Raw genomic sequence first — 22476 nt, forward strand, 5'->3', positions numbered from 1 at the left:
CCTCATCCCCATGAAGGAAAGACAATGACGTCCCCCTCCTCTACTGGTCTTCCCGGTGCCGGGAAGACGGTGGCACTCTTCGCCACCTGTGCCAATGACGTGATGTTCCCCGACACCCCCAAGGCGGTGGTCACGCTCCTGGAGCGGCTCGGCTGCCGGGTGGTGTTCCCCGAGGAACAGACCTGCTGCGGCCAGGTGTTCACCAACACCGGGTACTACCCCGAGGCCCTGCCGAGCGTGAAGACGTACGTCAAGGCGTTCAGCGACTACGACTACGTCGTCGGCCCCTCCGGCTCCTGTGTCGGCGCCGTCCGCCACCAGCACGCGATGCTCGCCGAGGAGGCTGGGGACCACGGACTGGCCCGGGAGGCCACCGCGGTCGCCGCGCGGACCTTCGACATCTCCGAGTTCCTGGTCAACGTGCTGGGCGTGACCGACGTCGGGGCCTACTTCCCGCACCGGGTCACCTACCACCCGACCTGTCACTCCATGCGCGTCGCCAAGGTCGGGGATGCGCCCCTGCAGCTGCTCAGGGCCGTCCGCGGCCTGCAGCTGATCGAGCTCGAGTTCGCCGAGCAGTGCTGCGGTTTCGGCGGCACCTTCTCGTTGAAGAATCCGGACGTGTCCCGGGCCATGGTCAACGACAAGGCGCGCCACGTCATGGACACCGGCGCCGAATACCTCGTCACCGGCGACAACCTCTGCGCACTCAACATCTCCGGAGTGATCCACCGCAACCGCGGCGGGGTCAAGCCGATCCATCTCGCCGAGATCCTGGCCCGGACCGAAGGAGGCAACCAGTGACCGCCACCGAGCAGCCGCGCCGCGACAAGGACGGGCGTCTCACCCCCGCGCCGCCCGAGTGGACGACGCGCCCCGCAGCGCCGTTCCCCGAGGCCGCCGTCAAGGGCCTGGAGAACCAGGTCCAGCGGGCCAACCTGCGCCACGCGACCGGGACCATCCGCGCCAAGCGCGCCCGGGTCGTCGCCGAGGTCGACAACTGGCAGGACCTCAGGTCGGCCGGTGAAGCGATCAAGAACCGTACGCTGCGCCACCTCGACCAGCATCTGGTGACGCTCGAGGAGTCCCTCACGAAGGCGGGTGCGACGGTCCACTGGGCCCGCGACGCGGCCGACGCCAACCGGATCATCGTCGACCTGGTCAAGGCGACCGGGGAACAGGAGGTGACCAAGGTCAAGTCCATGGTCACCCAGGAGATCGGCATGAACGAGGCCCTGGAGGAGGCCGGGATCGCCGCCTGGGAGACCGACCTCGCCGAGCTGATCGTCCAGCTGGGCCACGACTTCCCGAGCCACATCCTGGTGCCGGCGATCCACCGCAACCGCGGCGAGATCCGCGAGATCTTCCGCGAGGAGATGGGCGTCTACGGCACCCCGGCGCCCGAGGGACTGTCCGAGCAGCCCGCCGAACTCGCCGGCGCCGCCCGCACCCACCTCCGCAACAAGTTCCTCCGGACAAAGGTCGCCATCTCCGGGGCCAACTTCGCCGTCGCCGAGACCGGCACCCTGGTGGTCGTGGAGTCCGAGGGCAACGGGCGAATGAACCTCACCCTGCCCGAGACCCTGATCTCGGTCGTCGGCATCGAGAAGGTGCTGCCGACGGTCGAGGACCTCGAGGTCTTCCTGCGCCTGCTCCCGCGCTCCTCCACGGGGGAGCGGATGAACCCGTACACCTCCATGTGGACCGGCCCCTCCGCCGGTGACGGCCCCCAGGACGTGCACGTCATCCTGCTCGACAACGGCCGGACGAACGCGCTGGCCGACCCGAAGGGCCGCGAGGCGCTGCGGTGCATCCGCTGTTCCGCCTGCCTCAACATCTGCCCCGTCTACGAGCGGGTCGGCGGGCATGCGTACGGCTCGGTCTACCCGGGCCCGATCGGGGCGATCCTCAACCCACAGCTGCGCGGGGTGGAGAACCCGATCGACAAGTCGCTGCCGTTCGCCTCGTCGCTGTGTGGGGCCTGCAACGAGGTCTGCCCGGTGAAGATCCCGATCTCCGACCTGCTGGTGCACGAGCGCCACCGTGTGGTGGAGGAGAAGAAGCGTCATCAGCTGAACCAGTTCGAGCCGGCCATGATGAAGGCGGCGAGCTGGGTGATGGCCGACCACAAGCATCTCGAGGCCGCGGGCACCGCCAGTTCGCTGGCCGGCAAGTTGCTCCCGATCCGGACGATCGGCCCCCTGCCGGGACCACTGTCGCGATGGACGCAGAACCGTGATGTCCCGATGGTCCCGGCCCAGACGTTCCGCCAGTGGTGGAAGGAGAACCATGATGAGCGCGCGTGACGACGTGTTGGCCCGGGTGCGGGCCTCGTTGACCGATGTGGCCGAGCCGGACGGCCCGGTGGACTGGGCGTACGGCCTGCCCACGGCGATGGCCGACGTGGTCGACCGGTTCGTGGAGACGGTCACCGACTACAAGGCCACCGTCGTGCGCTGCGGAGCGTCCGAGCTGCCCGGCCAGGTGATGCGCGGGCTGATGGAGACCGGCGCCCGGACTGTCGTCCTGCCGGCCGGCACCGACGAGATGCTGCATCGTACGCTCGAGATGGCGGCGGACCTGTCCGTACGGGTCGATGACGGGTCCCTCACCGCGGCGGATCTCGACGCCACCGATGCAGTGGTCACCGCGAGCTCCGTCGGCATCGCCGAGACCGGGACGATCGTCCTCGACCACGGTCCGGGCCAGGGGCGCCGGGCGCTGTCGCTGGTGCCTGACCGGCACATCTGTGTTGTTCGCGCTGCGGACGTCGTCTCCGACGTCCCGGAGGCCGTCGCGAGGCTCGCGACGTCGGTCCGGGCGGGCCGGCCGCTGACCTGGATCAGCGGCCCGTCGGCCACCTCCGACATCGAGCTGAGCCGCGTCGAGGGTGTGCACGGCCCACGTCACCTGTGGGTCATCCTCGTCGAGGGTTGATTCAGGCAGGGTTGATTCAGGCAGGTTGATTCAGGAGCGGGCGGCCCAGCACTCCGCGCAGACGCCGTAGATCTCCAGATCGTGGCGGATGTCGTGGAAGCCGTGCTGGGCCCCCACCCGCTGGGTCCAGGCGTGGACGTCGGGATCCTCGATCTCGACCGTGCGCCCGCATCGGCTGCACACCAGGTGATGGTGGTGGTGTTCGGTCGTGCAGCGGCGGTAGGCGACCTCCCCGTCGTTCGTGCGCAGCGCATCCACCTCGCCGCCGTCCGCCATCGCCTGCAGGGTGCGGTAGACCGTCGTCAGACCGACCTGGTCACCCCGTTCCCGTAGCAGGTCATGTACCTGCTGTGCGGTGCGGAACTCCTCGACCTCGTCCATCGCCCGGCGCACCGCTTCACGCTGCCGGGTCGTCCGCTGGCCCACGGCCATCCTGTCTCCTCCTGCCGTTCCCACGGTGTCAGTGCTCGTCGTAGTGGTCGCCGTGCATCGCGTGCCGATGACCGTCGTGGACGTAGTCGAGGTGGTCACCGTGCTGCACCGTGGGGTGGTGACACTCGGGACCCCCGTGCACGTGGGGGTGCCCCTCCTCGTGGTCGTGCGGTGCCGGGACGGCCTCCGGGACCACCGGGAGCTCGCGTCCCGACCGTCGCCGCCGGGTCAGGACCTCCCCGATCGGCAGCGACACGATGAACACACCGATCGCGATCAGGACGATCAGCGCGCCGGGCGGGGCATTCCAGTAGTACGACCCGAGGATGCCACCGGTGGCGGCGACCACACCGACGCCCATGCCGACCACCATGGTCATCCAGAACCCCGTGACCAGATTGCGGCTGGCGGCGATCGGGACGACCATCAGGGCGCTCACCAGCAGCAGCCCGACCGTCCGCATGGACAGCGAGATCGCCACGGCGGCCAGGACGACGGTGAGGTAGTTGTAGAAGCGGATCGGCAGGCCGAGGGTGTGGGCGTACTCCTCGTCCGTCGACACCGCGAACAGCCGGTCCGCGAGCCCGACCGACACCACCAGGGCGATGACCGTGAGCACGACGATCATCACCAGGTCGCCGTTGCTGATGGTGGTGATCGAGCCGAAGAGGTACTGGTTGAGGCCACCGGAGCCGGCCAGTCCGGACATGAACACGCCTCCGGCCAGACCGCCGTAGAAGAGGATGGCCAGGCCGACGTCGCCCGACGCGCGCTGGTGCTGGCGCAGGTACTCGATCAGGACGGCGCCGATGGTGGCCACCGTGATCGCGACCGGCAACGGGGTGGTGCCGGTGAGCAGGGCGAGGCCGACGCCGGCGATGGCCACGTGGCCCAGACCGTCGCCGAGCAGGCTGAGCCGCTTCTGGACGATGTAGATGCCGATCGTCGGGGCGATCAGCCCGGTGAGGAGCGCCGCGACGAGCGCCCGCACCATGAACGGGTAGCTGAGGATCGTCGTCATCAGTCCTCCTGGTCGGGTTCGGCCACGGACGGGTAGGCCGGCACCCAGTCGTTGTGCGAGGAGACGTGCTCGGGCGGCAGGTGGTGCTCGTGGGGGAGGCGTGGGGTGGAGCCGGCGCTCTCGAACCCGGCGCCGTCGAACACCAGCCGACCGTCCTGCAGCAGCAGGCTGCGGCTGACGAGGTCGGCGAACGGGCCGTGCTCGTGCAGCACGACGAGCACGGTGAGCTGATGCGCGGCGGTCAGGGTCCGCATCAGCGAGGCCAGCGACTCCTGAGTGGCGATGTCCACCCCGGCCAGCGGCTCGTCCATCACCAGCAGATCCGGATCGGTGGCGAGTGCCCGGGCGATCAGCGCGCGCCGGCGCTGGCCGCCGGAGAGATGGGCCAGCTGGGATCCCGCCTTGGCCGACAGGTCCACCTCGGCCAGTGCCCGCTCCACCGCCTGCCGGTCGCGACGCCGCGTCAGCTGGAAGGGCCGTCGCAGCGGCAGCCGACCCGTCGCCACGACTTCGCGCACGGTGGCGCTGAGCAGGCCGGGGTCCACGTGTTGGGGGACATAGCCGATCCGGTGCCAGTCCCGGAAGGACTCCTGCCGCTCGCCGAACAACTCGATGGAGCCTCGTCGGCGGGGGACCAGTCCGAGCACGGCGCGCAGCAGGGTGGTCTTGCCCGAGCCGTTTGCGCCGAGGAGCGCGACGAACTCGCCTCGGCCGATGTCGGCGGTGACGCCACGGACGATCGGCAGGCCGCCGAGGGTCACCGAGACGTCCCGCAGGCCGATGATGGTCGTCGGGTCACCCGTCATCATCGGCACCCGTTCGCGGTGCGCAGGGACTGGAGGTTCGCCCGCATCACCCCGAGGTAGTCCGCGCCGCGAGTGGTGTCGGTGGGCTTGGCCTCGAGCGGGTCGAGGACGTCGGTCCGCAGGCCGGCGTCGCGGGCGATCGCCTGGGAGACGGCGGGCGAGACGGCCGTCTCGTAGAAGATCGTCGTGATGCCCTCCCGCTTGGCCAGGTCGGAGACCTCGGCGATCCGGGCGGCTGTCGGCTCGACGCTGGCATCCATGCCCGGATGGAGATCTGCTGGAGGGTGTAGCGGCGGGCCAGATAGCCGAACGCCTCGTGGGAGGTGACGAACCCGCGTCGCTCGCATGTGGTCAGGCCGGAGGAGTACTCCGTGTCCACCGCCTTGAGATCGGCCACGACGGCGTCGTTGTTGGCCCGGTAGGAGTCGGCGCCGGCTGGATCGAGCGCGGTCAGTTGGTCGCGCACGGCGTTCGCGACGGTGACCATGTTCGTCGGGTCGAGCCACAGATGCGGATCGGCCTTGGCGTCGTGCGGGTCGGTGGGGGTCTCGGTGTCGTGGCCCCGGCCGCCTCGGTGGTGTCGAGGTTCTGCACCAGGGTGCGGGTGTCCAGGGCCCGACCCTTCGTGCCCTGACCTACGGCGGCGTCGACCGCCGCCTGGAAGTGGGACTCGTAGATGACCAGGTCGCTGCCGGTGGTCACCTCGCCGACCTGCTGGGGAGTGAGCTCGAGGTCATGGGCCTCCCCGCCGGGTGGCAGGAGGCCCTGCACCGTGACCCGGTCGCCGCCGATCCGCTGGGCCAGCCACTCGTACGGGTAGATCGCCGCCGCCACCCGGACCGTTCCACCAGGCTTCGAGGCCGACGGAGAGGCGGTGCAGGCGCCCAGGAGGGCGACGGCGACGAGTCCGGACGCGAGGGCGAGTGGGCCTGACATCTTCATGACAATCATTGTCAACAAGGTGAGAATGATTGTCAAAACCAGACGGGTAGGCTTCCGCATGTGCTCGTCATCCATCGCTTCCACGTCCCCGAGGGGCGTACGGCGGACTTCGAGACCGCGGCGGGGGCCGCGGTCGCCCATTTCCGTACCCGGCCCGGGGTGGACGGGGTCGACCTCGTCCGCAACCTCGACGAACCGGGGCTGTGGGCCCTCGTCACCCGCTGGGCGGATCCCGGCAGCTACCGCCGCGCGATCAGTGGTGCGGCGGCGACGTACGCGCTGATGCCGGTGATGGCGTACGCCCTGGATGAGCCGTCCGCTTACCTGCCGGCCGAGGAGTTGGGGGAGAACGTCCCCCGGGGTGCCGACTGACGTCGGCCGGGGGCCGTTCGGCTAGGCTGACCGGCGGTGGCATCAGCCGGATGCCCCCGGACAGACAGACGGAGTGAACACACGTGGCCCCGAGCAAGCTCGACAATGTCATTTCCCTCGCCAAGCGGCGCGGCTTCGTTTTCCCCAGCGGCGAGATCTACGGTGGTACGAGGTCCGCGTGGGACTACGGGCCCTACGGCGTGGAGCTGAAGGAGAACATCAAGCGCCAGTGGTGGAAGTGGATGGTCACCGGGCGTGAGGACATCGTCGGGTTGGACTCCTCGATCATCCTGCCGCGTGACGTCTGGGTCGCCTCCGGCCATGTGGGTGTCTTCACCGACCCGCTCACCGAGTGTCTCTCCTGCCACAAGCGGATGCGCGCCGACCACCTGCAGGAGGAGCACGCCGCCAAGCACGGCATCGCCGACCCCGACCAGGTGCCGCTGGCCGAGGTGAACTGCCCGAACTGTGGGGTCAAGGGCCGCTGGACCGAGCCGCGCGACTTCAACATGATGCTGAAGACGTACCTCGGCCCGGTAGAGGACGAGTCCGGCCTGCACTACCTGCGCCCGGAGACCGCCCAGGGCATCTTCGTGAACTTCAAGAACGTGATGACCGCGGCGCGCAAGAAGCCGCCGTTCGGGATCGGCCAGGTCGGCAAGTCCTTCCGCAACGAGATCACCCCGGGGAACTTCATCTTCCGCACCCGCGAGTTCGAGCAGATGGAGATGGAGTTCTTCGTCGAGCCCGGCAGTGACGAGGAATGGCACCAGTACTGGATCGACAACCGCCACCGGTGGTACGTCGAGCTGGGGATCGACCCGGCCAACCTGCGTTTCTACGAGCACCCCAAGGAGAAGCTCTCGCACTACTCCAAGCGGACCGTCGACATCGAGTACCGCTTCGGTTTCCAGGGCTCCGACTGGGGCGAACTCGAGGGCATCGCGAACCGCACCGACTTCGACCTGGGCACCCACTCGAAGCACTCGGGCACCGTCCTGGAGTACTTCGACCAGGCCAAGGGCGAGCACTACACGCCGTACGTGATCGAGCCGGCCGCTGGCCTGACCCGCTCGCTGATGGCCTTCCTCACCGATGCGTACGTCGAGGACGAGGCCCCAATGCCAAGGGGGGCGTCGACAAGCGGACGGTGCTGAAGCTCGACCCGCGCCTGTCACCGGTCAAGGTCGCCGTGCTGCCGCTGTCCCGCAACGAGAACCTGACGCCGAAGGCCAAGGAACTCGCCGCCGAGCTGCGCAAGTACTGGAACGTGGACTTCGACGACGCCCAGGCCATCGGCAAGCGCTACCGGCGCCAGGACGAGATCGGCACGCCCTACTGCGTGACCGTCGACTTCGACACCCTCGAGGACCAGGCCGTGACCGTCCGGGAGCGCGACACCATGACCCAGCAGCGCATCGCGATCTCGCAGGTTGCCTCCTATCTGGGTGGCAAGCTCGTAGGCTGCTGACATGGCGCAATCGTCGAATCCGGCCCGTGAGGCCGAGAAGATGCGGGTGATGGGGGAGTGGCTCGACGCGGTGAGTGCCGAGCTCGGCCTCGATCCCGCGCTGCTGGAGCAGGTGCGTACGCCCATGCTCGACATGATCGCCGAGGTGGCGCACGGTCCGAGTCGGCCGGGCGCGCCGATGACGGCGATGCTGGTCGGGTTGGCCTCGGATCCGCAGGACCCGGCGGCGATGCTCGACCGTGTCGCCCGGATCCGTGAACTGGCCGCCGGGTGGGTGGTCGAGGAGGCCCAGCCCGCCCAGGACTGAGCCGGCGTCAGGTCAACGGTCCGAGCCGGGTCTCGGGGCGGTCCTCCAGGACCACCCGGACCCGGCTCGCGTGCACGTCGTCCATCGGCGGCAACCGGTCGATCGGGAAGAACCGGGCCTGGCTCGTCTCGTCGTGGTCGGGCCGGGGCTCACCGGAGACCCAGCGGCACCGGAAGGTGTGGTCGATGTACTGCGAGCGGTCCCCGTTCGCGTACGTGATCACGTCCGTCACGGTGAGCCAGGCCAGCCGCTCCACTTCCGCGACGATCCCCGCCTCCTCCGCGACCTCCCGCAGTGCGGCGTCGTGGGGTTGCTCGCCCGGATCGATGATCCCGGCGACCGGCGTCCACATGCCGTCGTCGGCCCGCTGGACCAGGAGAGTCTCCGGCCCATCGGCGCCGTCGCGCAACACCACGGCCGTGCAACCGGAGAGCCACAGCAGCTCGTGACCGAGCTTCTCGCGTTGTCGCAGGATGAAGTCCGGGGTGGCCATCAGCGCAGCCCCTCCACCAGGTCGACGGTCAGCGAGTCGAGATCCGCCACCACGGCGTCGGCCAGCGCCAGCGCGTCCCCCGCCGGGGGGAAGTCCGGACGCGGCACCGCGATCACTGCCATCCCGGCCGCGGCGGCGGCCCGCAGGCCGTTGCTCGAATCCTCGATCGCGACGCAGGTCGCCGGGTCGACGCCCAGCAGCTCGCACGCCCGCAGGTAGCCGTCGGGCGACGGCTTGCCCCTGCCGACCTCCTCGGTCGACACGGTGACGGTGAACGCGTCACTGATCCCCAATGTTTCCAGGCTGACGTCGATGAGTCGCCGCGGCGATGACGAGGCCAGACCCAACGGCCATCGTGCGGCGAGCCGGCGGACCGCGTCGACCGCTCCGGCCAACTCCGGCAGGTCGTGCGCGTAGCGAGCGACGAGGGCGTCGATCGTCCGGCGGGCGGCCTCCTCGGGGGTGCCACTGAGGCCGACGGTGCCGACCAGGTAGCTCGACCACTCCTGGGTGCTCATCCCCATCATCGCGAGGGTCGCCTCCGGCGGCCAGGGGATCCCCTCGTCGGCCGCAAGGCCTCGGCGCACCTCGTCCCAGATGATCTCGGTGTCGGTGAGGACGCCGTCCATGTCGAAGACGACTGCGCGGGGGCTCATGGTGCCATCCTGTCACGTGACGATTGCGGTCGATGCCGGGCGGTCGCGTAGAATCTGTCGGTGCCCCCGACCGCTCCGCCCAGCCTGACCGCCCCCCTGCGGCTGTCCGCGCCGTCCCGACCGGACGCTCTGGTCGTGGACGCCCCGGTGGTGCTCGCGCCGATGGCGGGGGTGACCAACGCCGCATTCCGTGAGCTCTGCGCCGAGCAGGGGCGGGACTGTACGTCTGCGAGATGATCACCTCCCGCGGCCTGGTCGAGCGGGACCGCAAGTCCCTGGAGATGCTGACCTTCTCACCCGCGGAGACCGTACGTTCCGTGCAGCTGTACGGCGTCGATCCCGCGACGATGGCCACCGCGACCGAGATCCTCTGCGGCGAGTTCGGGGTGGACCACGTCGACCTCAACTTCGGCTGCCCGGTGCCGAAGGTCACCCGCAAGGGTGGCGGCGGCGTGCTGCCCTGGAAGCGTGACCTGCTCGGGGAGATCCTCCGGGCGACGGTGCGGGCCGCCGACCGGTACGGCGTCCCGGTGACCATGAAGACCCGGATCGGCATCGACGACGACCACCGCTACTTCCTCGACGCCGGTCGCATCGCCGAGGATGCCGGCATCGCCGCGATCTGCCTGCACGGCCGTACGGTCGCCCAGGCCTACTCCTCGGACGCCGACCGCGACGCGATGGCCGACCTGGTGGCGCACGTCTCCGTCCCGGTGCTCGGCAACGGTGACATCTGGGAGGCGGCCGACGCCCTCGAGATGGTCGAGCAGACCGGCGTCGCCGGTGTCGAGGTCGGGCGCGGCTGTCTGGGGCGTCCCTGGCTCTTCCGCGACCTGGCCGATGCCTTCGCCGGCCGGGTGACGCGTACGCTGCCCACCCTGGGGGAGGTCGCCGCCATGTTCCGTCGTCACGGCGAGCTCCTTGCCGGCCTGATGGGGGAGCGTCGCGGCCTGACCGACCTGCGCAAACACGTCGCCTGGTACTTCAAGGGCTTCCCGGTGGGCGGTGATGTCCGCCGTGGACTGGCGATGGTCACCTCGTTCGCCGAACTCGACGACCTGCTCGGCCGGCTCGACCCGAGCGTCGGGTTCCCCGACACCGCCGTCGGCGCACCGCGCGGCCGCCAGGGCTCCCCGCGGGACAAGGTCGCCATGCCGGAAGGGTGGCTGGCCGACACCTGTGGACTCGGCCAGGACCTGTCCGCGGCCGAACTGGGCGTTTCCGGGGGCTGACATCTCGGGGAGGGGCAGCGTCGGAGGGTGCTGGCAGGATGGGGGCATGGACGTCGAGGACGTGCCCGTGGACCCTTCCGCACCGCTGCCGCGCGCTCGGCAGTGGGCCAGCACCATGGCCGGCCACAGCCGTGCCGGGCGTGACGAGGGGACGCGCGTGGTCCGCGCCCATGCCGATTCCTCAGCCCCCATCAGGGGTGGCGAGGTCATCGACCGTGAGGCGCGTGAGGCCTGGGAGCGGGTCACGCTACGTCCCGGGGCGGCGCTGTCCCACGGTGCCGGGGACCGTCCCCGCGAGGAGGAACCGGACGCCGAGCGGACCTGCTTCGAACGCGACCGGGACCGCATCGTCCATGCCACCGCCTTCCGCCGACTGGCCGGCAAGACCCAGGTCGTCGTCCATCCGACCGACCACCAGCGCACCCGGTTGACCCATGCCCTCGAGGTCGCCCAGGTCGCGTCGTCGATCGCCCGCGGAGTGGGTGCGAACGTCGCCCTGACCGAGGCCATCGCACTGGGCCATGACTGTGGCCACGGGCCGGGCGGGCATGCCTCCGAGGACGCGTTCGACCCGTACCTTCCGGAGGGTTACGACCACGGACCGTGGGGGCTGATGTGGCCCTCGCCGATCTGAACCTCTGCGCGGAGACGTCCGACGGCATCCGCAACCACTCCTGGTCGCGACCCGCCCCCGCACGATCGAGGGCGAGATCGTCTCCTGGGCCGACCGGATCGCCTACTGTGCCCATGATCTGGAGGACGCCGCCCGCGCCGGCATCGTGTCACCGGCCGACCTTCCGGCGCAGCTGGCGGCCGTCTGCGGCCGCGATCGCCGGGCCCAGATCCGTACCTTCGTCCGTGCGGTCGTCCGGACCGTCGCCGAGTGCGGCGAGGTGGCGATGGGGGCGGACGAGGCGGCGGCCCTGGCCGGCCTGCGCTCCTTCAATTACGAGCGGATCTACACCCGCCCCGAGTCGGTGGCCCAGTCCCGTGCCGTCGTCGACGTCCTGCGGGCGCTGGTCGAGCACTACGCGCACCGCCCCGAGCGGCTGCCCGGCGCACCGGATGCACCCGCCGACTCCCCCGAGGTCGTCCGCGCCGCCATCACCTGGATCGGCGGGATGACCGATCGGTACGCCTTCGACATCGCCACCCGTGAGCTGCGCTGGGACCCCGGCAGATTGCCGAAAGCGATCCGGGAACTTGCCTAGGTCCCTCGGTATGACGCGGCCGGTACTGTTCCTGGTGGACGAACCCCGTTCCGCATACGGGAACGGCTGTGGCGGCCGCCACACGGCTCGAGGACAGTTCTAGATATCGCACGAGGAGCGATCCTCCCGGATCTCTCGCAGCGTCGACGCGAAGGAGCGCCATGACGAAGGTTACTGTGCACCCCACCGGTGAGGTGGTCGAGGTGCGCGACGGTGAGACCATCATGGGCGCCTTCTACCGCACCGGCTACGCGATGAGGATCGGCTGCAAGCGCGGTGGCTGCGGCTTCTGCAAGATCGACGTCCATGACGGTGCCTTCGAGTACGAGCGGCCGGTGTCCGACGAGGTCGTCACCCCGGCCGAGGCGGCTGACGGTGTTTGCCTGCCCTGCCGGGCGGTGCCGACGGGGGACATGGTCGTCGAGTTCCGCGAGAACTCGCTGCGTCTGGTCAACCCGCTGATGCGTTACATGCTCTCGAGCAAGGAAGTCCCCGCTCGTCCGTCCCACCTCTCCACCACGGTGTGACGTACCTCTCGTCGCACCCCTGATCCCGATCCACCACCTAGCATCCGATTCAGTACCGCCACGACAACAAAGGAGTTACTCATGGCGATCATGCGAATGGGCTACGCACACGTCCGCGTCACGGACCTGGCCGAAGCCCGTCAGCACTACACCCAGACGCTGGGCCTGAACGAGGTCGCAGCCGATGGCAACAAGGTCTACTTCAAGGGCTGGGACGAGTGGGACCACCACTCGGTCGTCCTCGAAGAGGGCGGTGTCGGCCTGGTGAAGTTCGGCTTCAAGGCCCAGTACGAGGACGATCTGGCCGACATCGAGAAGAAGGCCCAGGCCTTCGGCGCCACCACCGAGCGGATCTCGAAGGGTGAGGAACTCGAGGTCGGTGAGATCCTTCGGATCCACACCCCCTCCAACCACATCTTCGACGTGTACCACGAGATGACCTCGGGCCAGGTCGACGTCGGCAACGTCAACCCGGAGGCCTTCCCGCGCGACCTGCGCGGCGTCGGCGCCCCCGCACTGGACCACGCTCTCATCACCGCTGAGGACGCCGGTCTGATGGAGCGCTTCCTGCACGAGTGCTTCGGCTACTGGACCGCGGAGAAGGTCGCCACCTCGCTCGATCCGGCCGATCAGCACACCATCGCCGTGTGGATGACCGCGACGACGCAGATCCACCAGTTGGCCGTCCTCGAGGGCCCGCAGTCCAAGCTGCACCACTTCGCGTTCCGACTCGAGGAGGGCTGGGAGGTCAACCGGGCCGCCGACCTGTTCGCCATGGACGACGTGCCGATCGATGTCGGCCCGACCCGCCACGGCATCACCCGCGGCAAGACCGTCTACTTCTTCGATCCGGCCGGCAACCGCAACGAGGTCTTCGCCGGCGGCTACCTCTCCTTCCCGGACCGCCCGATGGTCACCTGGACCCCGGACGTCCTCGGCAAGGCGATCTTCTACCACGCCCGCGAGCTGAACGAGCGTTTCACCACCGTCCTCACCTAGTCGGTAGCTGTGTCCGGCGCCCGGGGCCCCGCGACGGGTTCCGGGGCCGGGCGCGGACCCTCACCCACCCGTACGCCCCGGAAGGAGCCCCCATGTCCGTCACCCGCCCGCAGAGCGTCATCTCGCTCGAAGGTGCCCGCCGAGCGATCGCCGGAGCCTTCGCCAAGGCCACCGACCTCGGCGTCGCCGTCAACATCGCCGTGGCGGATGCGGGCGGCAACCTGGTCAGCTTCGACCGGATGGACGGGGCGGCGCTGATGTCGGCCTCGATCGCCCAGGACAAGGCGATCTCGGTGGTCTCCTTCAAGGGCCTGCCCACCCACGCCTGGACGGACCTCTTCGCCGGCGACGACGAGTCGGTCGGCGCGGGCATCCCGCACCGGCCCGGTCTGGTCATCTTCGGCGGCGGCATCCCGATCGAGATCGAGGGCGAGCTGGTCGGCGCCGTCGGCTGCTCGGGCGGCTCGTCGCAGGAGGATCGGCTGATCGCCGAGGCCGGTGCCGCCGCGGTGCTCGGTCGATGACGGCCGTGGTGAACAAGCCCGCACCGGGCGGGTCGGTCCCGAGCAGCCGGACCTGGGAGGTCACCACCCTTGCCCGCACCAAGGGGGACCGCCAGCAGTCCCGTCAGGGTGAGCTGAAGTCCGTCGGCACCGCGCTCGATGTCCTCGAGTGCTTCTCGGTGGACGGCGAGCTGGGCGTCTCCGACATCGCCCGTCGCCTCGACATCGCCAAGAGCACGGCCCACCGGCTGCTCACGACGATGGCGTCACGCCGGATCGTTGAGCAGAACCCGCACACCGGGCGGTACCGCCTGGGTGTCCACCTGTTCGAACTGGGCGCTCTGGCCCAGGCGCGGTTCGACCTGCGCCAAGTCGCGATGCCGACGATGCTGGAGTTGAGCCGCCAGACCGGTTACGTCGTCAACCTCTCCGTCCCGGACGGGCCGGACGTCGTCTACATCGAGCGACTCGAGACCGGACCCGGTGCGAAGCTGCTCGCGAAGTCCGGTCGTCGCCTGCCGAGCCATGCCACGAGCTCGGGCAAGGTGATGGCCGCCTACAACGCCGAGGCCGCCCGAGCCCGGGTGGAGGCGGGGTTCCCGCCGAGAGTGAGTCACACGATCCGCAGCCGCGCCGAGTGGGAGTCGACTCTCGACGAGGTCCGGCGCCTGGGCTACGCCCATGCCGACCACGAATCGTACGAGGGCATCTCGACGGTCGCCGTCCCGCTGTTGGATCTGCAGCAGCAGGCGTACGCCGCCCTCTCCCTGCTCGGACCGGCCGAACGCCTGTCACCCCAGGTGCCGAACCTGGCCCGACTGCTGCACACCGCGGCGCAGCGGATCAGCCGCTCGCTCGGGCGTTGACCACTCTCCCCATCACCGACAACCAACGGAAGGACACCAACGTGGATCCGATCAGCCGGACCAGTGCCGCGGAGGCGCTGCTCGAGGCCAACCGTAGTGGGGTGTCGATCCCGCCGTTGCGCGAGACCTACCCCGACCTCACCATCGAGGACGCCTACGAGATCCAGATGCTGACCGTGCGCAGCTGGCTCGCCGCGGGACGGACGGTGGGCGGTTACAAGGTCGGGCTGACCTCGCCGGCGATGCAGAAGCAGTTGGGCGTCGCCCAGCCGGACTTCGGCCACATCTTCACCGACCAGTTCTACCTCGAGAACATGCCGATGGACCTGAGCGGGCACATCCTGCCCCGGGTCGAGCCGGAGATCGCGTTCGTCCTCAAGGAGGACCTCTGCGGTCCGGGCGTGACCGTCGTCGACGCCATCCGCGCCGTCGACTACGTGCTGCCGGCCCTCGAAGTCGTCGACTCCCGGGTCCGCGACTGGGACATCCAGATCGGTGACACCGTCGCCGACAACGCCTCCGGCGGCGGCGTGGTCCTCGGGTCCACCCCGACCTACCTGGGTGACGCCGACCTGCGCCTGGTCGGCTGCACGATGTACAAGAACGGCCAGGTGGCCGGGACGGGTGCCGGTGGCGCTGTCCTCGGGTCGCCGATCAACGCCCTCGTCTGGCTGGCCAACACCGTCGGCCCGCTCGGCACCGTCCTCGAGGCGGGCAAGGTCGTCCTGCCCGGATCGGTCACCAAGATGGTCCCGGTCGCCCCCGGTGACCGTGTCACCGCCAACTTCGGCAGCGGTCTCGGTTCGGTGACCGCCCTGATCGCCACCACCTCGAAGGAGAACTGACCCATGGCCTGGGATTACGACAGCGTCGCCACGGAGCTGCTCGCCTGCGAGGCGGAGGTCCGTGAGCGCGAGCCGATCAGCGACGAGTGGCCGGAACTGGCCTCCGACATCGAGGGCGCGTACCGGATCCAGGACGCGAATCTCCAGAAGCGCATCGAACGCGGCGAGAAGCTGATCGGTGTCAAGCTGGGCCTCACCTCGCGGGCCAAGCAGCAGCGGATGGGCGTCGACACCCCGTTCGTCGCCTGGCTGACCGACCAGATGATCCTGCCCGCGGGTGATCCCGTGCCGCAGCAGCGCCTGATCCACCCGCGGATCGAGCCGGAGATCGTCTTCGTGATGAAGGACCGCCTCGAGGGTCCGGGTGTCACCGCCGCGCAGGCCATGGCAGCCGTCGGCCAGGTGCTCGGAGGTGGCGAGGTCATCGACTCGCGCTACCGCAACTTCCGCTTCACGGCTGGCGACGTGATCGCCGACAACGCCTCGTCGGGTGCCTTCTCGATCGGCGGAGTCTCGGTCAAGCCTGAGGACATCGACCTCGGCACCGAAGGGATCCTCGTCGAGGTCAACGGCGCCATCGTCGACACCTCCACCGGCGCGGCCGTCCAGGGACACCCGGGCGAGGCCCTCGCGCTGGCGGCGAACGACTTGGCCAAGCGCGGCCTGGCCATCGAAGCCGGATGGATCATCCTCACCGGTGGGATCACCGACGCCTACTTCGCCACGCCGGGGACCTCGATCGGCTTCCACTTCACCAACCTCGGCTCGCTCTACTTCTATGGCGGGGATGAGTGATGCCGATCATCGAGGTCACCCTCGCCGAGGGACGTACGCCCGAGAAGCTGCGGGCACTGATCCACGAGCTCACCGAGTCCGTGGTGCGCACCGGGGTCGCGAAGAAGGAGAGCGTCCGCGTCATCCTTCGCGAAGTCCCCTCGACGCACTTCGCCGCCGCGGACGAGACGCTCGCCGAGCGCGCCGTCCGCGTCGGTGAGGCCGAGAAGGCCTGACCCCTATCACTTCCGGGCACGAACATCCGGGCTCAGAAACACAAAGAACAGGAACACTGGGAATGCGCAAGGTCATCACCCCCCGCAACGTGGCCAACTTCATCAACGGACAGTACGTCGAGACGGGCGACACCTTCGACGTCCTCTACCCGGTGACCGGCGAGGTCACCGCCAAGGTCCACACGGCCGGTCAGGCCGAGGTCGACGCCGCTGTCGCCGCCGCCCGCGCCGCCCTCTGCGGCCCGTGGGGCCAGCTCAGCACCGATGAGCGCATCGGCATGGTGATCGACATCGCCAACGGCATCACCAAGCGCTTCGACGACTTCCTCGAGCTCGAGGTCCTCGACACCGGCAAGCCCTACTCGGTCGCCTCGCACGTCGACATCCCGCGGGGTGCCGCCAACTTCAAGGCCTTCGCGCACACCCTGAAGGAGCACGCCACCGAGGCGTTCCGGATGGACACCCCGGACGGCAACGGGGCACTGAACTACGGCGTGCGTCGTCCCCGCGGTGTCATCGGCATCATCTCGCCCTGGAACCTCCCGCTGCTGCTGATGACCTGGAAGGCCGGGCCGGCCCTGGCGATGGGCAACACCGTCGTCGTCAAGCCGTCCGAGGTCACCCCGTCCACGGCCTCGCTGCTCGGTGAGGTGATGAACGAGGTCGGCGTGCCCGCCGGTGTCTACAACGTGGTCAACGGCTTCGGCAAGACCGGCGCGATGATCACCTCGCACCCCGACGTCGACGGCATCACCTTCACCGGTGAGACCGTGACCGGCTCGATCATCATCAAAGCGACCGCGGACACCCTGAAGGCCACCTCGATGGAGATGGGCGGCAAGAACGCCGGCATCGTCTTCGAGGACGCCGACCTCGACATCGCGGTCAAGGAGCTGGGTCGTTCCTGCTTCCTCAACACGGGCCAGGTCTGCCTCGGCACCGAGCGCGTCTACGTCCACGAGTCGATCTTCGACGAGGTCCGCGACCGGCTGAAGGACTACGCCGAGAACGAGCTGAAGTACGGCTACCCGGACGACGACACGATGAACTTCGGCCCGGTCGTCTCCGACGAGCACCGCGACAAGGTGCTGTCCTACTACAAGCTCGCCGAGGAGGAGGGCGCCACGGTTGTCACCGGCGGCGGCGCCCCGAAGTTCGGCGACGAGCGCGACGGAGGCTCCTGGGTCGAGCCCACCATCTGGACCGGCTTGGGGCACGAATCGCGGGTCGCCACCGAGGAGATCTTCGGTCCGGCCGTGGCCCTCATCCCGTTCTCGGATGAGGACGAGGTGATCAGGCTGGCCAACGACACCCGCTACGGTCTGTCGGCGACCTTCTTCACCCGCGACATGTCCCGCGCGCTGCGGGTGGCCCCGCAGCTGGAGGCCGGCATCGTCTGGGTGAACTCCTGGTTCCTCCGTGACCTGCGGACGTCCTTCGGTGGGATGAAGCAGTCCGGCATCGGCCGCGAGGGCGGCGTGCACGGCCTCGAGTTCTACACCGAGATCTCGAACGTCTGCATCAAGATCTGACCTGATCGGTCCTCACCGACGCACACGGAAGGGCGGCCCCGGCGGGGCCGCCCTTCCGCACTCAGGGGCACAGAGCCTCCTTCAGGTCCGGCGGGAGCAGCTTCCCGGCGGCGGCGAGCCGTTCGACCAGGACCGCGACGCCGGCGTTGGCGGCCATGATGCCGATCAGCACCAGCACCTGGGAGGCGCCGGCCTGGAGGGGGGAGCCTCCCCCGAGCAGGACACCGATGAAGGCGCCGGGCAACGTCACCAACCCGACCGTGCGGGTGGTGTCGATGTTCGGCATCAGTGCCTCGCCCGTCCCGGCGTGGATGATCTGGCGGATCGCCCAGGGCCGTTCGAACCCGAGGGCCAGTGCGGCCTCGTACTGTCCTCGCTGGTCGCGCAGCGCGGGGAAGGCCCGACGGGTGACCAGGGTGTGAGCGTTCATCGCGTTGCCGACGACGATGCTCACGATCGGGATGATCGCCGCCCCACTCCAGGGGGAGGCGCCCGACAGGAACACCAGGGCCGACACCGGCACCACACCGCCGGCGATGGCCAACGCCACCCACGGGATGGCGTTGCGTACGCCGGCCCGCCCGGCCGCTGTCCACGTCGCGATGCAGAACATCAGCAGCACGAAGAGCAGGGCCGTCCAGACGAACCGGACCGCCCCGACGATGACGAAAGAGACGACGGCAAGCTGCAGCACGGCGCGCAGGGACGCCACGACCTGTTGACGGGCCAGCCCGAGTTCCCCCAGGCGTGACAGCACGACGGACAGCAGGACGAGTGCGACCAGCGCGATCGCCAGTCCCCACCCCAGATCGACAGTCACGGGGCCACCCTACTCACCGGGTGTCACTTGCTGGCGAGCGTCACCTTGACCTGCTGGCTGCCGCCGTTGCGGCTCACGTCCAGGGTGACGACATCGCCGACCTGCTGGCTGCGGACCCTCGCCGCCAGACTGACCGACCCGGTGATCGGCACCCCGTCCATCGCCGTGATGACATCGCCGGTCCTGATCCCGCCCTTGTCGGCGGCGGATCCGGAGGTGACGGACTTGACCTGCGCGCCGACGACCTGCTGGCCGTTGACGTTGCCGACCCCGTCGGTGGTGGAGACGCCCAGGAGGGGGGTGGTGGCGCTGCCCTTGCTGATCAGTTCGCTGGTCACCGAACGCACCTGGTCGGCCCGGATCGCGAAGCCGATGCCGATGTTGCCGGACTGGCTGCCGGACGAACTGCCGAGCGTCGCGATCGACGAGGTGAGGCCGATCAGCTGCCCGCTGGCGTTGATCAGCGCACCGCCGGAGTTGCCCGGGTTGATCGCGGCCGAGGTCTGGATGGCGTCGGTGACCACGGTGGTGTCCGTCGACTGGCCCTGGGAGAAGGGTGACTGCTGCTGTTGTTCGTTGGCGGAGGAGCGCACCGGCCGGTGCAGAGCCGAGACGATGCCGGTGGTGACACTGCCGGACAGGCCGAGCGGGTTGCCGATCGCCATGACCGGGTCGCCGACCGCCACCTTCGTCACGTCGCCGAAGGCGATCGGCGTGAGGTCACTGGGCGGATCGGTCAGCTTGATCACCGCCAGGTCGGTACCCGGGTCGGTGCCGACGATCGTCGCCTTGTGGATCGTGTTGTTGTTGAGAGTGACCTGGATCTGCCCGTTCTGGCCGCCGCTCACCACGTGGTTGTTGGTGGCGATGTGCCCCTGGGCGTCGAGGATGACGCCCGACCCTTCCGCGCCGCTCGATCCGCTGCTCACGGTGATGGAGACCACAGCGGGCTCCACGGACTTCGCCACGGTCGTCCAGTCCACGGCATTGCCGCTGCCCTGGACGACGGGGGTCGTGGTGCCGCCTCCGGTGATCACCTTGGACTGTGACCCCGAGACCGCCATCGTGGCCGCCGATCCGACGCCGCCGCCGAGCAGGGCGGCGATCAGGACGAGGGCGACGAGCCTGCCCGAACCGCTCCTCGGCTTACGGGGACCCGGAGCGGTGACCTGTCCGGGGGCGGGCTGCCAAGCCGGTGAGGAGGACCACGGCTGCCCGTACGGAGGCTGCTGAGGGGCCCCGTACGGTGCCTGCTGAGTGCCAGGGAGCGGACCGGGCCGGTCTGACGACGGCGACGAGCCGGCGGGGGGCTCGAACGACGGGGGACCGGGACGCTCCGACATGGCTCTCCTCAAGGATCGCTGACGCTTGCTGGTGCTGGTACCCACCATGTTCGCCGCTGATTCAAGGAAGCTGATCGTTTCCTGTGAGCGCCATGAGAACCGGGGACCCGCTCCGGCCACGTACACTGACACCTTGTGGCTGGCCGGATCAATGAGGAGGATATCGCTCTGGTGCGGGAGCGATCCCGCATCGACGACGTGGTGAGTCCGTACGTGACGCTACGCCGGGCCGGAGCGGGATCCCTCAAGGGCCTGTGCCCCTTCCATGACGAGAAGACCCCCAGCTTCCAGGTCACCCCAGCACGCGGTCTCTACTACTGCTTCGGCTGCGGGGAGGGCGGCGACGCCATCTCGTTCCTGCAGAAGAAGGAGAATCTCTCCTTCGTCGAGGCGGTCGAGCGGCTGGCCGACCAGTTCAACGTCCAGCTCCGTTACATCGACGACGGGAGTCGTACGGCCGAGACGGGTAACCGCCGCCGGATCACCGAGGCGAACCGGTTGGCGGCCGAGTTCTACGCCCACCAGTTGACCTCGCCGGACGCCCTCGTCGGCCGACGGTTCCTGGACGGGCGCGGCTTCGACCGGCAGGCGGCCGAACACTTCGGCATCGGGTTCGCGCCGCGAGGCGGCCGCGACCTGCACGCGTTCCTGCGCCAGCGCGGCTTCCGCGACGATGAACTGGTCCGGGCCGGCCTCGTTCGCGAGAACGGAGGCTGGGACTTCTTCCAGGGGCGCCTGCTCTGGCCGATCCGGGACGCCGGGGGCGTGGTGCTCGGATTCGGCGCTCGCCGGCTGTTCGACGACGACCGGATGCCGGCGAAGTACCTCAACACCCCCGAGACGGCGGTGTACAAGAAGTCGCACGTCCTCTACGGCCTCGACCTGGCCCGCCAGCCGATCGCCAAGAAGTCACAGGCGGTGGTGGTCGAGGGCTACACCGACGTGATGGCAGCCCACCTCTCCGGAGTCGACACCGCGGTCGCCTCCTGCGGCACAGCCTTCGGTGACGACCATGCCCGGATCCTGCAGCGCCTGCTGGGCCAGACGTCGGCGACCCAGGGCGAGGTGATCTTCACCTTCGACGGTGACGCCGCCGGGCAGGCGGCCGCGTTGAAGGTCTTCAAGGGCGACCAGAACTTCATCACCCAGACCTACGTCGCCGTCGAGCCACACGGCTGGGATCCCTGTGACCTGCGGATCAACGAGGGCGACGCGGCGGTCCGGGAGCTGGTCGGCCGGCGGGTCCCTCTCTATCGGTTCGTGATGGACAACGTTATCGGGGAGTTCGACCTCGACCGGGCGGACGGGCGGGTGGCGGCGCTACGTGCGGCCGCGCCGTTGGTCGCCGCGATCCGGGACCGCTCGCTGGTCGCGGCGTACGTCCACGAACTGGCCGGGCTGCTGGGGCTGGACCTGGAGGACGTCCGCCGCGAGGTGGCCCGCGCGGAGCGCGGTGGCCAGGGTGCCCAGCGGCAGGGCGGACAGCGCGACGGATCCGGGAGCGTCGACGTGGTCACCGAGCCGATGGTCGGTCAGCCGGGCCCGGCCGGTGGGATCCCTGGAGAGACCGCTGTCACGCCTCTGCTGCCACTGCCGGACCCTCGTGACCCCCGGCTGGTCGTGGAGCGCGGGACCGTTCAGCTGCTGGTCCAGGTGCCGTGGATGTTCAGCCCGGACTGGGGCGGGCTGGAGGCCGACGATTTCGCGCATCCCGCCTACCGCCGGATCGCCCAGACGGCCCGGCTGGTCTTCTCGATGTACGGCGAGCCGAGCGGTGAGGTCCCGGACGGTTTCGACCCGGCCGCCTGGATCCACCTGCTGCGCGAGGGCTGCGACGACGCCAACGCCGAGCAGGTGCTGATCGCGCTGTCGGTCGAGCCGCTGCTGCGTGACCCCGATCCCCTCTACGCCGACGCGTACGCCGCCAGACTGCAGCTGCAGCGGGTCAACGAGGCGATCGGCGCCCTGAAGGGCCGGATGCAGCGGACGAATCCGATCGAACAGGCCGAGGAGCATCGGCGGATGTTCACCGACCTGCTCGCCTGGGAGACTGCCCGCAAGGATCTCCAAGCCAGGTCCTTCGCGGTCCCGGACTGATCGAGCCATGCTCGATCGCGCCCGCGACGCCTTCGGCTCTGACCGCGATGACCG

General features: G+C 69.4%; 22 protein-coding genes and 4 pseudogenes. 17 read left to right on the top strand and 9 right to left on the bottom strand.

The window, feature by feature from the left end:
• Window positions 1–24: 24 nt before the first annotated feature.
• Genes Rai3103_RS12515 through Rai3103_RS12525 form a run of 3 tightly spaced genes read left to right on the top strand, consistent with a single transcriptional unit; the run spans window position 25 to window position 2937 of the window.
• The gene (locus Rai3103_RS12515) at window positions 25–804 is read left to right on the top strand and encodes a (Fe-S)-binding protein (protein ID WP_153572877.1); all 780 of its coding nucleotides are present in this window, start codon (window positions 25–27) and stop codon (window positions 802–804) included.
• Window positions 801–2306 (top strand): LutB/LldF family L-lactate oxidation iron-sulfur protein, encoded by a 1506-nt coding sequence (locus tag Rai3103_RS12520; RefSeq protein WP_153572878.1) that lies wholly within the window; start codon window positions 801–803, stop codon window positions 2304–2306. The genes Rai3103_RS12515 and Rai3103_RS12520 overlap by 4 nt, the downstream gene beginning before the upstream one ends.
• A complete protein-coding gene (locus tag Rai3103_RS12525; RefSeq protein WP_153572879.1) occupies window positions 2293–2937 on the top strand; it encodes a LutC/YkgG family protein in 645 nt (214 codons plus the stop codon). The genes Rai3103_RS12520 and Rai3103_RS12525 overlap by 14 nt, the downstream gene beginning before the upstream one ends.
• 30 nt (window positions 2938–2967) lie before the next feature.
• Here Rai3103_RS12525 and Rai3103_RS12530 read toward each other — a convergent pair whose 3' ends face one another.
• The 5 genes and pseudogenes from Rai3103_RS12530 to Rai3103_RS18270 form a co-directional block, all read right to left on the bottom strand.
• Entirely contained in the window at window positions 2968–3369 is a 402-nt protein-coding gene (locus Rai3103_RS12530) for a Fur family transcriptional regulator (protein ID WP_153572880.1), read from the bottom strand.
• Window positions 3370–3397: 28 nt separating this feature from the next.
• A complete protein-coding gene (locus Rai3103_RS12535) occupies window positions 3398–4390 on the bottom strand; it encodes a metal ABC transporter permease (protein WP_194793127.1) in 993 nt (330 codons plus the stop codon).
• Window positions 4390–5199: a metal ABC transporter ATP-binding protein gene (locus Rai3103_RS12540; RefSeq protein ID WP_153572881.1), complete on the bottom strand. Its 810-nt coding sequence runs from the start codon at window positions 5197–5199 to the stop codon at window positions 4390–4392. Before Rai3103_RS12540 ends, Rai3103_RS12535 begins: the two co-directional genes overlap by 1 nt.
• A pseudogene (locus Rai3103_RS19090) lies at window positions 5196–5704 on the bottom strand (metal ABC transporter substrate-binding protein). The gene Rai3103_RS12540 and the pseudogene Rai3103_RS19090 overlap by 4 nt, the downstream one beginning before the upstream one ends.
• Window positions 5647–6138, bottom strand: a complete 492-nt coding sequence (locus tag Rai3103_RS18270; protein ID WP_194793129.1) for a metal ABC transporter solute-binding protein, Zn/Mn family — start codon at window positions 6136–6138, stop codon at window positions 5647–5649. Before Rai3103_RS18270 ends, Rai3103_RS19090 begins: the two are co-directional and overlap by 58 nt.
• A gap of 60 nt (window positions 6139–6198) precedes the next feature.
• Here Rai3103_RS18270 and Rai3103_RS12560 point away from each other — a divergent pair, with 60 nt between their 5' ends.
• The 3 genes and pseudogenes from Rai3103_RS12560 to Rai3103_RS12570 all read left to right on the top strand — a co-directional run bounded on the left by Rai3103_RS12560 (window position 6199) and on the right by Rai3103_RS12570 (window position 8288).
• Window positions 6199–6510, top strand: a complete 312-nt coding sequence (locus Rai3103_RS12560) for an antibiotic biosynthesis monooxygenase family protein (RefSeq protein WP_153572884.1) — start codon at window positions 6199–6201, stop codon at window positions 6508–6510.
• A gap of 83 nt (window positions 6511–6593) precedes the next feature.
• Window positions 6594–7981, top strand: a pseudogene (locus Rai3103_RS12565) (glycine--tRNA ligase).
• A gap of 1 nt (window position 7982) precedes the next feature.
• Window positions 7983–8288, top strand: a complete 306-nt coding sequence (locus Rai3103_RS12570) for a DUF6457 domain-containing protein (RefSeq protein WP_228488903.1) — start codon at window positions 7983–7985, stop codon at window positions 8286–8288.
• Between the two features lie 7 nt (window positions 8289–8295).
• On the opposite strand, the gene Rai3103_RS12575 is transcribed toward Rai3103_RS12570, so the two are convergent.
• The gene (locus Rai3103_RS12575) at window positions 8296–8781 is read right to left on the bottom strand and encodes an NUDIX hydrolase (protein ID WP_153572885.1); all 486 of its coding nucleotides are present in this window, start codon (window positions 8779–8781) and stop codon (window positions 8296–8298) included.
• Complete coding sequence (locus Rai3103_RS12580; protein ID WP_153572886.1) at window positions 8781–9437, bottom strand: HAD family hydrolase; 657 nt, start codon at window positions 9435–9437, stop codon at window positions 8781–8783. The genes Rai3103_RS12575 and Rai3103_RS12580 overlap by 1 nt, the downstream gene beginning before the upstream one ends.
• 162 nt (window positions 9438–9599) lie before the next feature.
• On the opposite strand from Rai3103_RS12580, the pseudogene dusB reads away from it, so the two are divergent.
• The 10 genes and pseudogenes from dusB (at window position 9600) to Rai3103_RS12630 (ending at window position 18162) form a co-directional block, all read left to right on the top strand.
• Window positions 9600–10669: pseudogene (gene dusB / locus Rai3103_RS12585) on the top strand (tRNA dihydrouridine synthase DusB).
• Window positions 10670–10784: 115 nt separating this feature from the next.
• Window positions 10785–11880, top strand: a pseudogene (locus Rai3103_RS12590) (HD domain-containing protein).
• 161 nt (window positions 11881–12041) lie between these two features.
• A complete protein-coding gene (locus Rai3103_RS12595; RefSeq protein WP_153572887.1) occupies window positions 12042–12407 on the top strand; it encodes a 2Fe-2S iron-sulfur cluster-binding protein in 366 nt (121 codons plus the stop codon).
• Between the two features lie 81 nt (window positions 12408–12488).
• On the top strand, window positions 12489–13406 hold the full coding sequence (locus Rai3103_RS12600) for a catechol 2,3-dioxygenase (protein ID WP_153572888.1): 918 nt from the start codon (window positions 12489–12491) through the stop codon (window positions 13404–13406).
• Window positions 13407–13498: 92 nt separating this feature from the next.
• Window positions 13499–13930 carry a GlcG/HbpS family heme-binding protein gene (locus Rai3103_RS12605; protein ID WP_153572889.1) on the top strand — a complete coding sequence of 144 codons (432 nt, stop codon included), beginning with the start codon at window positions 13499–13501 and terminating at the stop codon, window positions 13928–13930.
• Window positions 13927–14775: an IclR family transcriptional regulator gene (locus tag Rai3103_RS12610; protein ID WP_153572890.1), complete on the top strand. Its 849-nt coding sequence runs from the start codon at window positions 13927–13929 to the stop codon at window positions 14773–14775. Before Rai3103_RS12605 ends, Rai3103_RS12610 begins: the two co-directional genes overlap by 4 nt.
• 41 nt (window positions 14776–14816) lie before the next feature.
• On the top strand, window positions 14817–15620 hold the full coding sequence (locus Rai3103_RS12615) for a 2-keto-4-pentenoate hydratase (RefSeq protein WP_153572891.1): 804 nt from the start codon (window positions 14817–14819) through the stop codon (window positions 15618–15620).
• A gap of 3 nt (window positions 15621–15623) precedes the next feature.
• A complete protein-coding gene (locus Rai3103_RS12620) occupies window positions 15624–16415 on the top strand; it encodes a 2-keto-4-pentenoate hydratase (RefSeq protein ID WP_153572892.1) in 792 nt (263 codons plus the stop codon).
• Window positions 16415–16630, top strand: a complete 216-nt coding sequence (locus Rai3103_RS12625) for a tautomerase family protein (protein WP_153572893.1) — start codon at window positions 16415–16417, stop codon at window positions 16628–16630. The genes Rai3103_RS12620 and Rai3103_RS12625 overlap by 1 nt, the downstream gene beginning before the upstream one ends.
• 62 nt (window positions 16631–16692) lie before the next feature.
• Window positions 16693–18162 (top strand): 2-hydroxymuconic semialdehyde dehydrogenase, encoded by a 1470-nt coding sequence (locus Rai3103_RS12630; protein WP_153572894.1) that lies wholly within the window; start codon window positions 16693–16695, stop codon window positions 18160–18162.
• Window positions 18163–18223: 61 nt separating this feature from the next.
• On the opposite strand, the gene Rai3103_RS12635 is transcribed toward Rai3103_RS12630, so the two are convergent.
• Complete coding sequence (locus tag Rai3103_RS12635) at window positions 18224–18946, bottom strand: ABC transporter permease (protein ID WP_422396048.1); 723 nt, start codon at window positions 18944–18946, stop codon at window positions 18224–18226.
• A gap of 59 nt (window positions 18947–19005) precedes the next feature.
• Window positions 19006–20325, bottom strand: coding sequence for a trypsin-like peptidase domain-containing protein (locus Rai3103_RS12640; protein WP_153572896.1), 1320 nt, complete (start codon window positions 20323–20325; stop codon window positions 19006–19008).
• 135 nt (window positions 20326–20460) lie between these two features.
• Here Rai3103_RS12640 and dnaG point away from each other — a divergent pair, with 135 nt between their 5' ends.
• Entirely contained in the window at window positions 20461–22422 is a 1962-nt protein-coding gene (gene dnaG / locus Rai3103_RS12645) for a DNA primase (RefSeq protein WP_153572897.1), read from the top strand.
• The last annotated feature ends 54 nt before the right edge of the window (window positions 22423–22476 follow it).

It is taken from the genome of Raineyella fluvialis (assembly GCF_009646095.1).
GTDB lineage: Bacteria > Actinomycetota > Actinomycetes > Propionibacteriales > Propionibacteriaceae > Raineyella > Raineyella fluvialis.